The 12,621-nt window shown below is 72.8% G+C and carries 12 protein-coding genes; 4 read left to right on the top strand and 8 right to left on the bottom strand.

Annotated elements, in window-relative coordinates:
• Positions 1–524: 524 nt before the first annotated feature.
• Positions 525–1,304 (top strand): SigE family RNA polymerase sigma factor, encoded by a 780-nt coding sequence (locus OHS71_RS15970; protein WP_328480057.1) that lies wholly within the window; start codon positions 525–527, stop codon positions 1,302–1,304.
• Between the two features lie 277 nt (positions 1,305–1,581).
• Here OHS71_RS15970 and OHS71_RS15965 read toward each other — a convergent pair whose 3' ends face one another.
• On the bottom strand, positions 1,582–2,295 hold the full coding sequence (locus OHS71_RS15965) for a uridine kinase family protein (protein ID WP_328480056.1): 714 nt from the start codon (positions 2,293–2,295) through the stop codon (positions 1,582–1,584).
• A 58-nt stretch (positions 2,296–2,353) separates the two neighbouring features.
• Between OHS71_RS15965 and OHS71_RS15960 the strand changes: the two genes are divergently transcribed.
• Complete coding sequence (locus OHS71_RS15960) at positions 2,354–2,761, top strand: hypothetical protein (RefSeq protein WP_328480055.1); 408 nt, start codon at positions 2,354–2,356, stop codon at positions 2,759–2,761.
• An 89-nt stretch (positions 2,762–2,850) separates the two neighbouring features.
• Here OHS71_RS15960 and OHS71_RS15955 read toward each other — a convergent pair whose 3' ends face one another.
• From OHS71_RS15955 to deoC, 3 genes are read right to left on the bottom strand one after another with little or no spacing between them, the layout of a single operon-like run.
• A complete protein-coding gene (locus tag OHS71_RS15955) occupies positions 2,851–3,762 on the bottom strand; it encodes an aldehyde dehydrogenase family protein (protein ID WP_328480054.1) in 912 nt (303 codons plus the stop codon).
• Positions 3,752–5,191 (bottom strand): aldehyde dehydrogenase family protein, encoded by a 1,440-nt coding sequence (locus OHS71_RS15950; protein ID WP_328480053.1) that lies wholly within the window; start codon positions 5,189–5,191, stop codon positions 3,752–3,754. Before OHS71_RS15950 ends, OHS71_RS15955 begins: the two co-directional genes overlap by 11 nt.
• A 5-nt stretch (positions 5,192–5,196) precedes the next feature.
• The gene (deoC, locus tag OHS71_RS15945; RefSeq protein WP_328484529.1) at positions 5,197–6,189 is read right to left on the bottom strand and encodes a deoxyribose-phosphate aldolase; all 993 of its coding nucleotides are present in this window, start codon (positions 6,187–6,189) and stop codon (positions 5,197–5,199) included.
• 123 nt (positions 6,190–6,312) lie between these two features.
• On the opposite strand from deoC, the gene OHS71_RS15940 reads away from it, so the two are divergent.
• Both OHS71_RS15940 and OHS71_RS15935 read left to right on the top strand, forming a co-directional pair.
• The gene (locus OHS71_RS15940) at positions 6,313–7,035 is read left to right on the top strand and encodes a PH domain-containing protein (protein WP_328480052.1); all 723 of its coding nucleotides are present in this window, start codon (positions 6,313–6,315) and stop codon (positions 7,033–7,035) included.
• 261 nt (positions 7,036–7,296) lie between these two features.
• The gene (locus tag OHS71_RS15935; RefSeq protein ID WP_328480051.1) at positions 7,297–8,994 is read left to right on the top strand and encodes a hypothetical protein; all 1,698 of its coding nucleotides are present in this window, start codon (positions 7,297–7,299) and stop codon (positions 8,992–8,994) included.
• A gap of 122 nt (positions 8,995–9,116) precedes the next feature.
• Here the strand turns inward: OHS71_RS15935 and OHS71_RS15930 are convergent, their stop codons facing one another.
• From OHS71_RS15930 to OHS71_RS15915, 4 genes are all read right to left on the bottom strand, one after another.
• Positions 9,117–10,748 carry a phospho-sugar mutase gene (locus OHS71_RS15930; RefSeq protein ID WP_328480050.1) on the bottom strand — a complete coding sequence of 544 codons (1,632 nt, stop codon included), beginning with the start codon at positions 10,746–10,748 and terminating at the stop codon, positions 9,117–9,119.
• A 134-nt stretch (positions 10,749–10,882) separates the two neighbouring features.
• The gene (locus tag OHS71_RS15925; protein ID WP_328480049.1) at positions 10,883–11,707 is read right to left on the bottom strand and encodes a purine-nucleoside phosphorylase; all 825 of its coding nucleotides are present in this window, start codon (positions 11,705–11,707) and stop codon (positions 10,883–10,885) included.
• A 98-nt stretch (positions 11,708–11,805) separates the two neighbouring features.
• Positions 11,806–12,087 (bottom strand): type II toxin-antitoxin system RelE family toxin, encoded by a 282-nt coding sequence (locus tag OHS71_RS15920; protein ID WP_328480048.1) that lies wholly within the window; start codon positions 12,085–12,087, stop codon positions 11,806–11,808.
• Positions 12,088–12,141: 54 nt separating this feature from the next.
• Complete coding sequence (locus OHS71_RS15915) at positions 12,142–12,588, bottom strand: gamma-glutamylcyclotransferase (protein WP_328480047.1); 447 nt, start codon at positions 12,586–12,588, stop codon at positions 12,142–12,144.
• Positions 12,589–12,621 lie beyond the last annotated feature (33 nt).

Here is a 12,621-nt window from a genome sequence, read left to right as displayed (position 1 = left end):
CCTGTGGGTCGGGGATGAGGTCGCACGGGGGTGCGGGCCCGGTGACACGGGCGGCGTGCGGGGGGCCGGCACCGGGCCGGACACGTCCTCGAACTCGTGTGCCGAGAGGGCACGGAAATCCGTCCCATGGCCCATGGACCTGCGGTTTCGACAGCTACGGGCCCACCCGGCCGGAGCCTGCGGGGAGACCGGTGAAGGGCTGCCGACATGGTGCGGGGCGGGCCGCGCGGGAGGTGGCGGCGTCTCGCGGATGTCCGCGGTCCGGCCCCGGCCGCCGCGCCCCCGCCCCGGGCAGAGCCCCGCGGTGACCTGCCCCGACCGGGGCAAGTGCCGTACTGCGGCCTCCTGTGCGCGGGCTGTGGTGTTCCCCTGACAGGCCCCTGTGACAGGTCTGTGACAGTCGGCGGACACGCCGATGAAGTGGCCCCGGCAATCTTTTCGTCACGGGCAAGGCGACGCGGAACACAGCGGAGCCGGACCGGAGCGAGACCGAACACCGGTAAGTCCACGACGGGGGGCGCGAGATGAACACGCTGCACGGTATGAGCACCAACGCAGTCGCGGTCGTCACGCGTCTGCACGACGTGAACCGGGGTTCCGAGAAGACCGGGGCGGACGCAGGTCCCTCCCGGGTGAGCGGTCTGGAGCGCGGGGGAGCACGGGGGTGCGCTCGCAGCACCGGGCGTCAGCACACCGCTTTCATGACGGTGGTCGACGCGGGGGAACAGGCGGCTCACGGGGGAGCCGCGTACAGGGAGGACTCGGGGGAGCGGCGCTCCCTGACGGAGGCGGAGTTCACCGCCTACGTCCAGGAACGCCGTGCCTCCCTGTACGCAACCGCCTACCACCTCACCGGCGACCGCTTCGAGGCCGAGGACCTGCTCCAGAGCGCGCTGTTCTCGACGTACCGGGCCTGGGACCGGATCAGCGACAAGGCAGCGGTCGGCGGATACCTCCGCCGGACGATGACCAACCTGCACATCAGCGCGTGGCGCCGCCGCAAGCTGAACGAGTACCCGACCGAGGAACTGCCGGAGACGCCCGGCGACACGGACGCGATGCGCGGCACCGAGCTGCGCGCGGTCCTGTGGCAGGCGCTGACCCGGCTCCCCGAACTCCAGCGGACGATGCTGGTCCTGCGCTACTACGAGGGCCGCACCGACCCGGAGATCGCGGAGATCCTCGACATCAGTGTCGGCACGGTGAAGTCCAGCATCTGGCGGTCGCTCCGCCGGCTGCGCGAGGACGAGGTCCTCAGCTTCGGCCGTGACGAGGAGGACGCCTTCGGGGAGCTTGTCGCCTGAGGGTGAACGGGGGAAGGACCGGCTCGGCTCAGGGGAGCCGGTGAACGGGGGAAACACGGGGGAAGCGGTACCGGGGGAACCCGACGGGGGACGTCCGGGGGAGCGGTACCGCGCAAGCACGGGGGAAGCACCACCCGGGGGGACACGGGGGAGCACCGAGTGAGCGGGGCTGGAGGGCCGGGGGGTCCAACCAGTTCCGCTCACTCTTTTTTCTGCCCCGTGCCCGCGTCCGGGCCGGCCCCGCTCGCGCGCAGCCGGTGCGCGCCGCCGCGCCCGCTCAGTTGACGGTCGCGATGTTCCTCGCCGCCGCGTGACGACCCGCCGCCGCTGCCGCGAGGCGGCCCATGGCCTCGTCGCGGTCGCAGGCGTACGCCCCGAGCGCGGTCTGGCGGGCGACGATGGAGCGCTCGGCGCGCATCAGGCGCCAGCCGCGGCGCAGCAGGAGCGCCACCGACTTGCGGCCCTCCTTCAGATCGCGCAGGAAACGGCGGCGGAAGGTCTTCACCGGGCCGCGGCTCAGACACAACGCGTCGGCCAGCACGCCCCGTTCCCGGCACCGCTCGACGATCTCGGCGGCGAAGATGCCCTCCGCGATGAACAGCGGGGTCCGCCCGATCTCGATCGCCTCCGCGCCGGTGCGGGCGCTGAGCGAGATGTCGTACACGGGAACGTGGGTACGGCCCGTGCGGCACAGTTCCACGATCGAGGCGACGGCGGCGTCCGCGTCCCATGAACCCGGGTGGTCCCAGTCGATGTCGGAACTCCCCGCGACCAGCGGCAGCGACGGGTCGTGGCTCTCCTTGTAGAAGTCGTCGAGCCGCAGCACCGGAAGGCCGGAGCGGGCGGCGAGCAGGGACTTGCCGGAGCCGGAGGGGCCGCAGAGCAGCACGACTCGCGTCGGTATGGGCGGAGGGGAGGTCACGGGACACCAGTGTGCGGCATGCCCCCGGCCGTCAACGACCCCGCGGGTCGGCTTTGATGCGCGCGTCACACCTCAACTACCCTTCGTGTCGACCTGATCACCCCGTGCAGCAGAAGGCGGCAACGCGATGGCCCGACACGCTTCCCCCCAGTCCTCCACCGGCCGGCGCGCCCTCGCCGCCCTCGCGACCGCCGGAGTGGCGCTGGGCGCCGGCGCCGGGACCGCCGCCGCGGCCACCGGCGAACCGGTGCTCGACGTGGTGCACACAAGGCCCACCTCCGTCGGTCACATCGATCCGCAGGCGGGCGTGCAGGGGGCGCTGGGCACTCTGTCGTACGTCACCGGCGCCGTCTCAGGGCTCAAGCCCAACCCCCTCGCGGGCACCGGCGTCGACCCGCTGGACAACGGCGTCGGCACCCAGCTCGCCGACTTCAAGCCGCTGACCTCGCAGATGCTCACCGGGCCGGTGGCCCAGGCGCAGTCGATCGGCTCGATCCCGGTACTGGGCGAGGTGACGAAGGTGCTGGGCGGCTGAGGCCGGTCCGCACGGACGGAAGCCGCGTCGCCCCCGGACGGAGGGGCGGCGCGGCTTCCGCGTCTTGCGGGGCCCCGGCGGGCGGGCCCTCAGTAGGAGGAGCCGGAGGCGCCCAGTGAACCCGTGGGGTGCCAGACCGTCTTCGTCTCCAGGAAGGCCGTCATACGGTCCGTGCCCGGGTCGGCGCTCCAGTCGTCCACAGGCTGTGGACGAAGAACGCGCTTCAGGTTGTCGGCCGCCGCGATCTCCAGCTCCTTCGCCAGCGCCTCGTCGGCGCCCGCGAGGTCGATCGCGTTGACGTCCTGGTGGGCGGCCAGAGGCGCCGCGATCTCCGCCGTACGGCCGGAGAGGACGTTGACGACACCGCCGGGAAGGTCGGAGGTGGCGAACACCTCGCCCAGCGACAGCGCCGGAAGGGGGGAACGCTCGCTCGCGATCACGATCGCCGTGTTGCCGGTGGCGATCACCGGGGCGACCACCGAGACCAGGCCCAGGAAGGACGACTCCTGCGGGGCCAGGACGGTGACCACGCCCGTGGGTTCGGGCGAGGAGAGGTTGAAGTACGGGCCCGCGACCGGGTTCCCGCCGCCCACGACCTGGGCGATCTTGTCGGTCCAGCCCGCGTACCAGACCCAGCGGTCGATCGTCGCCTCGACCTGCTCGGCGGCCCTGGACTTCGACAGGCCCTCGGCGTCGGCGACCTCGTGGACGAACTGGCCCCTGCGGGCCTCCAGCATCTCCGCGACGCGGTAGAGGATCTGGCCGCGGTTGTAGGCCGTCGCGCCGGACCAGCCGCCGAACGCCTTGCGCGCGGCGACGACGGCGTCCCGGGCGTCCTTGCGGGAGGACTGCGGTGCGTTGGCCAGCCACGTGCCCTTTGTGTCGCTCACCTCGTACACCCGGCCGCTCTCGGAACGCGGGAACTTCCCGCCGACGTACAGCTTGTAGGTCTTGAAGACGCTGAGTCGCCGCTGCGCGGTCTTGTCGGTCTTATCGGACATCGAGGTACGCCTCCAGGCCGTGGCGGCCGCCCTCGCGGCCGAAGCCCGACTCCTTGTACCCGCCGAACGGCGAGGTCGGGTCGAACTTGTTGAACGTGTTGGACCAGATCACGCCCGCGCGGAGCTTGCCCGCCACCGCGAGGATGCGGGAGCCCTTCTCCGTCCAGATGCCCGCCGACAGGCCGTACGGCGTGTTGTTGGCCTTGGCGACGGCCTCCTCCGGCGTGCGGAAGCTGAGGACCGACAGGACGGGGCCGAAGATCTCGTCGCGGGCGACGGTGTGCGCCTGGGTGACGTTGGTGAAGAGCGTCGGTGCGAACCAGTAGCCCGACGTGGGCAGTTCACAGTCGGGGGACCAGCGCTCGGCGCCCTCCGCCTCGCCCCGCTCCACGAGCGTGGTGATCCGGGAGAGCTGCTCGGCGGAGTTGATCGCGCCGATGTCCGTGTTCTTGTCCAGCGGGTCGCCCAGGCGGAGCGTGGACAGCCTGCGCTTGAGCGACTCCAGCAGCTCGTCCTGGACCGACTCCTGGACGAGGAGCCGGCTGCCCGCGCAGCAGACCTGGCCCTGGTTGAAGAAGATGCCGCTGACGATGCCCTCGACGGCCTGGTCGATCGGCGCGTCGTCGAAGACGATATTGGCGCCCTTGCCGCCCAGTTCCAGCGTGAGCTTCTTGCGGCTGCCCGCGACCGTGCGTGCGATCTGCTTGCCGACGGCCGTGGAGCCGGTGAAGGCGACCTTGTTCACGTCCGGGTGCGCGACCAGCGCGGCACCCGTGTCGCCGTAGCCGGGGAGGATGTTCACGACGCCCTTGGGCAGGCCCGCCTGACGGCAGATGTCCGCGAAGAACAGGGCCGACAGCGGAGTCGTCTCGGCAGGCTTCAGGACGACCGTGTTGCCGGTCGCGAGCGCCGGGGCGATCTTCCACGCCAGCATCAGCAGCGGGAAGTTCCAGGGGATGACCTGGCCGGCCACGCCCAGCGGCCTCGGCGAGGGGCCGAAGCCGGCGTGGTCGAGCTTGTCGGCCCAGCCCGCGTAGTAGAAGAAGTGGGCGGCGACCAGGGGAAGGTCGGCGTCGCGCGTCTCCTTGATGGGCTTGCCGTTGTCCAGCGTCTCCAGGACGGCCAGCTCCCGGCTGCGCTCCTGGATGATCCGCGCGATGCGGAACAGGTACTTGGCGCGCTCGGAGCCCGGCAGCGCGGACCACTTGCCGAAGGCCGTGCGGGCGGCCCGCACGGCGCGGTCGACGTCCGCCTCGCCCGCCTGGGCGATCTCGGAGAGGACCTCCTCGGTGGACGGCGAGACGGTCTTGAAGACCTTGCCGTCGGCGGCCTCCACGAACTCGCCGTCAATGAACAGGCCGTAGGAAGGGGCGATGTCGACGACCGAGCGGGACTCGGGAGCCGGTGCGTACTCAAATACGGAAGCCATGGTGATCAGTCCACCGTCACGTAGTCGGGGCCGGAGTAGCGGCCGGTGGCCAGCTTCTGACGCTGCATCAGCAGGTCGTTCAGGAGCGAGGAGGCGCCGAAGCGGAACCAGTGGTTGTCCAGCCAGTCCTCGCCCGCGGTCTCGTTGACCAGGACGAGGAACTTGATCGCGTCCTTGGTGGTGCGGATGCCGCCGGCCGGCTTCACACCGATCTGGACGCCGGTCCGCTCGCGGAAGTCGCGCACGGCCTCCAGCATCAGCAGGGTGTTCGCGGGAGTGGCGTTGACGGCGACCTTGCCGGTCGAGGTCTTGATGAAGTCGGCGCCCGCGAGCATGCCGAGCCAGCTCGCCCGGCGGATGTTGTCGTACGTCGACAGCTCGCCCGTCTCGAAGATGACCTTCAGCCGAGCGGACGTCCCGCACGCCTCGCGCACGGCGGTGATCTCGTCGTACACCTTCAGGTACCTGCCCGCGAGGAACGCCCCGCGGTCGATGACCATGTCGATCTCGTCGGCGCCCGCGGCGACGGCGTCACGGACGTCCGCGAGCTTCACCTCGAGGGCGGCGCGGCCGGCCGGGAAGGCGGTGGCGACCGAGGCGACCTTGACGCCGGAGCCGGCGACTGCCGCCCTGGCGGTGGCGACCATGTCCGGATACACGCAGACCGCGGCGGTCGACGGGGTCGTGCGGTCGGTCGGGTCGGGGTGGACCGCCTTCACGCCGAGCGCCCGGACCTTGCCTGGGGTGTCCGCGCCTTCCAGCGTCGTCAGATCGACCATCGAGATGGCCAGGTCGATGGCGTACGCCTTCGCGGTCGTCTTGATGGAACGGGTGCCGAGCGCGGCGGCGCGCGCTTCCAGGCCGACCGTGTCGACGCCGGGCAGCCCGTGCAGGAAGCGGCGCAGCGAGGCGTCGGACGCGGTCACGTCCATGAGTGCGTGAACGCCGGGAGTACCTCCCGAGCGTTCTGCGGTGGGGGCAGGTGCATTGGTGGGCATGGTCACCAGACGAGCATATCTACGCGCGTAGCAGGTGTACACCCCGGCGGATGTATCCGTCCTCGTCGCGTACGGCGGGGCTGCGGACGAGCGGCCCGCCGGGCGTCGGGCAGAATCGGGGCCATGACGACCCCGGAAGACCAGTCACCCGCGCCGCAGCCCTCGGCACCCGAGACCAAGGACCGCATCTACCGGTCGCCCGCGGGCATGGCCGGTGGCGTGCTGCTGCTGGGCCTGGTGGGCTGGCTCGGCCTCGACGCGATCATCGTGGGCGAAGGGCGCACACCGTGGCTGGCCCTCGCGTCGCTGATCCTGGTGGTGCCGCTGGTCGTCGCCTTCACGCTGCGGCCCGCCGTGTTCTCCGGCCAGGACCGGCTGCGGGTCCGCAACCCGTTCCGGGTGATCGTGCTCCCGTGGGGACAGGTGGCCTCACTGCGGTCCGGCTACTCCAACGAGGTCGTCGCCGCGTCGGGCACGAAGTTCCAGCTGTGGTCCGTCCCCGTCTCGCTGCGGGCGCGCAAGCGCGCGAACCAGCGGCAGTCGAGGGCGGCGGCGGAGCGGGCCGGGGGGCGGGGCGGCCGGACCGGAGGCCGGGACACGGGCATGACCGGATTCGGCGGCCTCACCGGCCTCCGGGGCGGGGGGCCGCGCAACGTCGGCCCCGTGCCGGACGGCCCCGTGCGGGCCGACACCGACCGGGTCATGGACGAACTGCGGGAGCTGTGGGAGGCGCGCCAGAAGGAGGAGAGCGCGCAGGGCGAGGTGACCGTGCGGTGGGCCTGGGAGATCGTGGGCCCCGCGGTGGCCGGAGCCGTCGTGCTGGGGATCCTGCTGATCGTGGGATGAGTGGGCCGCGGGCGGCGGGGCGCGGGTGGCGGGTCGCGGCTGTGCGATGACGTGCCGGGAGCGGGCCGGGGGGCGTCCTGATGAGCGGTGGGGCCAAGCGCCGCGGGGCTGAGCGTGATCGGGCGTCCCGGTCGGATACAGGGTCTTTCGTCGTCATCGGCACGAGCACAGGCCGGGACGACGGTGCCCCGGGCCCTCCGGGCGGTCGATCCCGTGCTCGTGCGAGGCGCTGAACGTGTGGTCTGTGAGGTCGGGGAAGCGATGAGGACGCATTCTGCTGAGGTGCTGCGGCTGCCCGGGACGGCGATACCCGAGGGGTGCCGGTCCTGGGACAGCGAGCAGACGAGGCGCTGGACACGTGGGCTGCCGCCCCGCTGGGTGCCCGTGCGAGCGCGGACGTCCGTGTTCGTGGCGCTGCCGGTGGCGGCCGTGGCCGGTGCCGGACTGCTGCACCGATCGGGCGGACTGCCCGCCTGGGCTGCCGCGCTCGTCGCCCTGTCCTTGGTGTGGCCGGTGCTGCGGCCCGAGGCGGCCCTGGTCCTCGTGCCCTTCGCGGCCGTCGCCGTTCTGACGTCGGGGGACCTGGCCCGGCCCGTGCGGCTGGGCCTCGCGGCCGCGCTCGTGGGCGTCTGGGCGACCGTGGGCCTGCGGCTGGCCGCGCGAAATCGGCAGCGGGCGGCGGCGCTGGAGGCCGCCGACGGAGTGAGCGCCGAGGTGCCCCCGGCGCCCGGGGCCACGGGCGGGCGGTCGGAGCGGGGCACGTTCCTGCTGTGGTCCGGGCTCGTCCCGGTCGTCGCCGGCGGGATCCTGTACGCCACCGCGGACCTCTGGGACCTGGCCGAGGACCGGCAGGTGGTCCCCGCGGGGGGCTGGTGCGTCGCCGGGCTCGGTCTCACCGTGCTGCACTCCGCGGTGCTGGCCCGCCGCCGGGCCGCCGGTCTGCGCCGGGCGCCCGTCGCGGTGCTGCGCGTGCTCGTGCGGGAGAACCGCGAGGTCGAGACCGAGGTCTTCGCCGCCGACGACGTCGCCGCGCTGCGGCCCCTGTTCACGGTCTGCGTCTCCACCACCGAACTCGACGGCGCTGCGCGGGGGGACAACGACGGCGGTGGCCGGGACGGCGACGCTGTCGAAAGGGACGCCCGGGAGCTGATCGCGCGGATCGACGACGAGCGCGCCGGGCCGCTGCGGGAGGCCGTTCTGTACGGAACCCCCTATGACGGCGCCGAGGTCGTGTTCCTCGCCGCCGCGGCCAAGGCCGACGAGCCGCCGGTGCTGGAGGCCTCCGTGGGGCCGGTTCGGCCGGTGACGGGCGCCGCGTTCCGGCGGATGGCCAGGGCCGAGCGGGGGAGGGCCCTCCGGGAGGCCCGGCAGGAGGAGCTGCGCGGGGCCGCCGCCGCGGTCGTCGTCGCCGAACGGACCGAGGGGAAGGCCGACCCCGTGACGGTGCGGCGATGGCGTGCCGGCTGGGCCGACTGGTCCGGCGTGGGGCTGGTGCTGCTGTTCCTCGCGTCCTACTGGCACGGCTCGTCCGGGTGGTGGACGTACGTCTTCGGCGTGGGCGCTCCCCTGCTCGCCGCCCTGATGGTGCCGCGCCGGATCGCCTGGCGGATCACCGCCGACCGCGAAGGCCTGTGGTTCAACGGCCTGGGCGCCGCCCGCCACCTCGCCTGGGAGCACGTACGGGCCGTGGAGTGCGAGGGCGCCCGGCTCCGGATCCACAGCCGGCAGGCCTCGTTCGGGGAGTGGCGGGTGGCCTCGCCCCGCTGGTCCTGGCTGGAGACCAGGTTCGGCCTGCTGCACCCGTACGAGCGGACGGCCGCCGAGATCACCGCGATGTGGCAGGACCCGGCGGCGCGCCCGGCCGGTCTCACCGACGAGCGCCGACGCGGACGCGCGCTGTGGCCCCTCGGGGCCGCGATCGGGATCGCCTCCGCGGCACTGGTGCTGTTCCTGCCCTGACGCACCCCGGGCGGCCGGCCCGTGCGGGGCGAACCGCGGCCGCGGTCGGCAGGTCGCCCGGGGGCCGGCCGTCGCGCGTGGCGGGCCGGTCCCCGGGCGGCCTGTGCGGCTGCCGGGGTCCCTCAGATGCCCGCCGCCGCCGACAGGTCTCGTTTGATCGCGGCGAGGAGGGCGTCGGCCTCGGCGCGGGCCGCGGGGAGGCCGGCGCGGGCGGCGACCGGGATGACGACCTCCAGGTAGCACTTCAGCTTGGGCTCGGTGCCGCTGGGGCGGACGATGACCCGGGCGCCGTCCAGCGTGTAGCGCAGGCCGTCGGTGGGGGGCAGTCGGTCCGTGCCCCGCGTGAGGTCCTCGGCCCTGGTGACGGCCAGGCCCGCGAGGGCGGTCGGAGGCTGCTCGCGGAGCCGTTCCATCGCGCGGGCGATGACCGAGAGGTCCTGCACCCGGACCGAGAGCTGGTCGGTGGCGTGCAGACCGTGCTCCAGGGCGAGGTCGTCCAGCAGGTCGAGGAGGGTGCGGCCCTCGGACTTGAGGGTGGAGGCGAGTTCCGTGATGAGCAGGGCGGCGGTGATGCCGTCCTTGTCGCGTACGCCCTCGGGGTCCACGCAGTAGCCGAGGGCCTCCTCGTAGCCGTAGCGCAGGCCGTCGACGCGGGCGATCCACTTGAAGCCGGTGAGGGTCTCCTCGTGGGGCAGGCCGGCCTTCGCGGCGATGCGGCCGAGGAGCGAGGAGGAGACGATCGACTCGGCGAAGACGCCCCGCGCGCCGCGCCGGACGAGGTGCGCGGCCAGCAGGGAACCGACCTCGTCGCCCCGCAGCATGCGCCAGTCGCCCTCGTGGGGGACGGCCACGGCACAGCGGTCGGCGTCCGGGTCGTTGGCGATGACCAGGTCGGGGGCCGTCTCGCGGGCCCTGGCGAAGGCGAGGTCCATCGCGCCGGGTTCTTCCGGGTTGGGGAAGGCGACCGTCGGGAAGTCAGGGTCGGGCTCGGCCTGTTCGGCCACGAGGACGGGCTCGGGGAAGCCCGCGCGGGCGAAGGCGGCGAGCAGGACGTCCTTGCCCACGCCGTGCATCGCCGTGTACACGGTGCGGGCCGTGCGGGCGGAGCCCGGGGCGAGGACGGCGTCGGTGCGGGCCAGATAGGCGTCGAGGACGGAGTCGTCGAGGGTCTGCCAGCCGGCCTCCGGACGCGCAACGTCCGTCAGCGCGGCGATCGCGTCGATCTCCGCCGCGATCCCGGCGTCGGCGGGCGGCACGATCTGCGAGCCGTCCCCCAGATACACCTTGTAGCCGTTGTCGCGCGGCGGATTGTGGCTGGCGGTGACCTCGACCCCGGCGACCGCCCCCAGGTGCCTTGTCGCGAAGGCGAGGACGGGGGTGGGCAGGGGGCGGGGGAGCACGGCCGCCCGGAACCCGGCGCCCGTCATCACGGCCGCCGTGTCGCGGGCGAAGTCCTCCGACTTGTGGCGGGCGTCGTAGCCGATGACGACGACCCCGCCGGTCCGGTCGTTCTTCGCGAGGTACGCGGCGAGACCGGCGGCGGCCCGGATCACGACCGAGCGGTTCATCCGCATGGGGCCGGCGCCGAGCTCCCCGCGAAGGCCGGCGGTGCCGAACTGGAGGGTCCCGCCGAACCGGTCGGCGAGCTCGGTGACGTCCTTGGCGTCGATGAGCTCGGCGAGCTCGGCGCGGGTCTCGGGGTCCGGGTCCTGGGCGAGCCAGGTCTGGGCGCGGGCGAGGAGATCGTCGTGCACGGGGGGTCACCCTCCGGTTGCTTGTGGGCGCCGGCAGAGGTCACTCAGCCCGTCCGGCGTGTTGAGGACGAGGCCCCTTCAGGGCCGAAGCGGGGTCTGGGGGCGCCGGCCCCCAGTCACCTGCGGAACCGCTTCTACAGCCTGCCCAGCACCTGCGCCAGCAGGGAGCCCATGCGCGTCGCCGAGTCGCGGCCCGCCTGGAGGACCTCCTCGTGGTTCAGCGGTTCCCCGGTCATGCCGGCGGCGAGGTTGGTCACCAGGGAGATGCCGAGCACCTCGGCGCCCGCCTCACGCGCCGCGATGGCCTCCAGCACGGTGGACATGCCGACCAGGTCCGCGCCGATGGTGCGGGCCATGCGGATCTCGGCCGGCGTCTCGTAGTGCGGGCCGGGGAACTGGGCGTAGACGCCCTCCTCCAGGGTGGCGTCGATCTCCTTGCAGAGGGCGCGCAGCCGCGGGGAGTACAGGTCCGTCAGGTCCACGAAGTTGGCGCCGATGATGGGGGACGTCGCCGTGAGGTTGATGTGGTCGCTGATCAGCACCGGCTGCCCTGGGCGCATGCCCTCGCGCAGACCGCCGCAGCCGTTCGTCAGCACGATCGTCTTGCAGCCGGCCGCGACCGCCGTACGGACGCCGTGGGCGACGGCGGCGACGCCGCGGCCCTCGTAGTAGTGCGTGCGGCCCAGGAAGACCAGTGCCCGCTTCGCTCCGATCTGGTACGAGCGGATCTTGCCGCCGTGGCCCTCCACCGCGGGCGGCGGGAAACCGGGCAGGTCGGTGACCTGGAACTCGGCTTCGGGGGCGCCCAGCGCGTCGACGGCCGGCGCCCAGCCGGAGCCCATCACGAGGGCGACGTCATGGGTCTCGGCGCCGGTCAGTTCGCGCAGTCGTGCGGCGGCGGCGTCGGCGGCGGCGTGGGGGTCGCCCTGGATGTCGTCCGGGAGAAGAGATGCGTTCACGCGATGAGGGTAGCCGGTCCGGGCCTACGCGCGTAGATGACTGAGCCGACGGGATGGCGATCGTTGTCTTGTCGTTTCCAACGAGAGCGTGGGAGTGATCACTCGCCCGTGACGAAGATGTCCTTGTCGTTGAAGACCTCGACGATGAAGATCAGCAGCCTGCCGACGCTGACTGTGTACTCGATGAGGATGTTCTGGGTCAGCCGGATCGTCCGGTCGTCCCCGGTGGAGCTTATGGGCCGGGACAGGTCGGGAAACGGATCCGCAGCGAGCATCATGATGCCCTTCTCGAACGCCGCCCGCTGCTGTTCGTCCAGCCGGTCGCGCGCCGCTGCCGCCTGCTCCGTGTAGAAGACGGTGTACGCAGTCCTGCCGCTCATCGCGCTCTCCCGTTCGTGTGCTGTGATGCCCACCGAGTTTAGAGTCGGTCGCGCTCAGCAGGGCCGCTTGCGCAGCTCCATCACGTAATCGTGTGGCGCCCCCGCCGATTCCGCCGCGTCGGCGATCTCGCCCAGGTACCGGGCCGCCGGAAGCCCGCCCTCGTAGCCGTTGAGCACGAACATCCAGGCGGACTCCTCGCCCTCCAGCGTCTGCACCCGCACCCGGGCGCGCCGGTAGATGCCGAGGCCGACGCCCTCCCAGCGGTCCAGGGACTCCTCGTCCATCGGGGCGATGTCGTACAGCGCGGCGAAGACCTGTGCGCCGGGGTCCACGGCGTCCTCCACGACCGTGGCGAGCGCGCCCTCCCAGCCCAGCTGCTCGCCGCCGAACGTCAGCCGCCACCCGTTCAGCCAGCCGGTGGCGCGCAGAGGCGAGTGGGGAGCGCGGCGGGTCATCAGCCGCGCGTCGAGGTTGCCGGCGTACGCGGCGTAGAGCGACATGCAAGGAGAGTACGGCAGCCCGCGCACGCGTCA

Source organism: Streptomyces sp. NBC_00377, assembly GCF_036075115.1.
Lineage (GTDB): Bacteria > Actinomycetota > Actinomycetes > Streptomycetales > Streptomycetaceae > Streptomyces.
The sequence above is the reverse complement of the archived record's forward strand: the minus strand, read 5'-3'. Positions and strand labels throughout refer to the sequence as shown.

What these genes read in the sequence shown, in the direction of transcription:
- deoC (WP_328484529.1), bottom strand. Translation starts at nt 6,189, where the DNA reads ATGCCCACCAATGCACCTGCCCCCACCGCAGAACGCTCGGGAGGTACT.
- OHS71_RS15970 (WP_328480057.1), top strand. Translation starts at nt 525, where the DNA reads ATGAACACGCTGCACGGTATGAGCACCAACGCAGTCGCGGTCGTCACG.
- OHS71_RS15955 (WP_328480054.1), bottom strand. Translation starts at nt 3,762, where the DNA reads ATGTCCGATAAGACCGACAAGACCGCGCAGCGGCGACTCAGCGTCTTC.
- OHS71_RS15960 (WP_328480055.1), top strand. Translation starts at nt 2,354, where the DNA reads ATGGCCCGACACGCTTCCCCCCAGTCCTCCACCGGCCGGCGCGCCCTC.
- OHS71_RS15935 (WP_328480051.1), top strand. Translation starts at nt 7,297, where the DNA reads ATGAGGACGCATTCTGCTGAGGTGCTGCGGCTGCCCGGGACGGCGATA.
- OHS71_RS15940 (WP_328480052.1), top strand. Translation starts at nt 6,313, where the DNA reads ATGACGACCCCGGAAGACCAGTCACCCGCGCCGCAGCCCTCGGCACCC.
- OHS71_RS15915 (WP_328480047.1), bottom strand. Translation starts at nt 12,588, where the DNA reads ATGTCGCTCTACGCCGCGTACGCCGGCAACCTCGACGCGCGGCTGATG.
- OHS71_RS15950 (WP_328480053.1), bottom strand. Translation starts at nt 5,191, where the DNA reads ATGGCTTCCGTATTTGAGTACGCACCGGCTCCCGAGTCCCGCTCGGTC.
- OHS71_RS15920 (WP_328480048.1), bottom strand. Translation starts at nt 12,087, where the DNA reads ATGAGCGGCAGGACTGCGTACACCGTCTTCTACACGGAGCAGGCGGCA.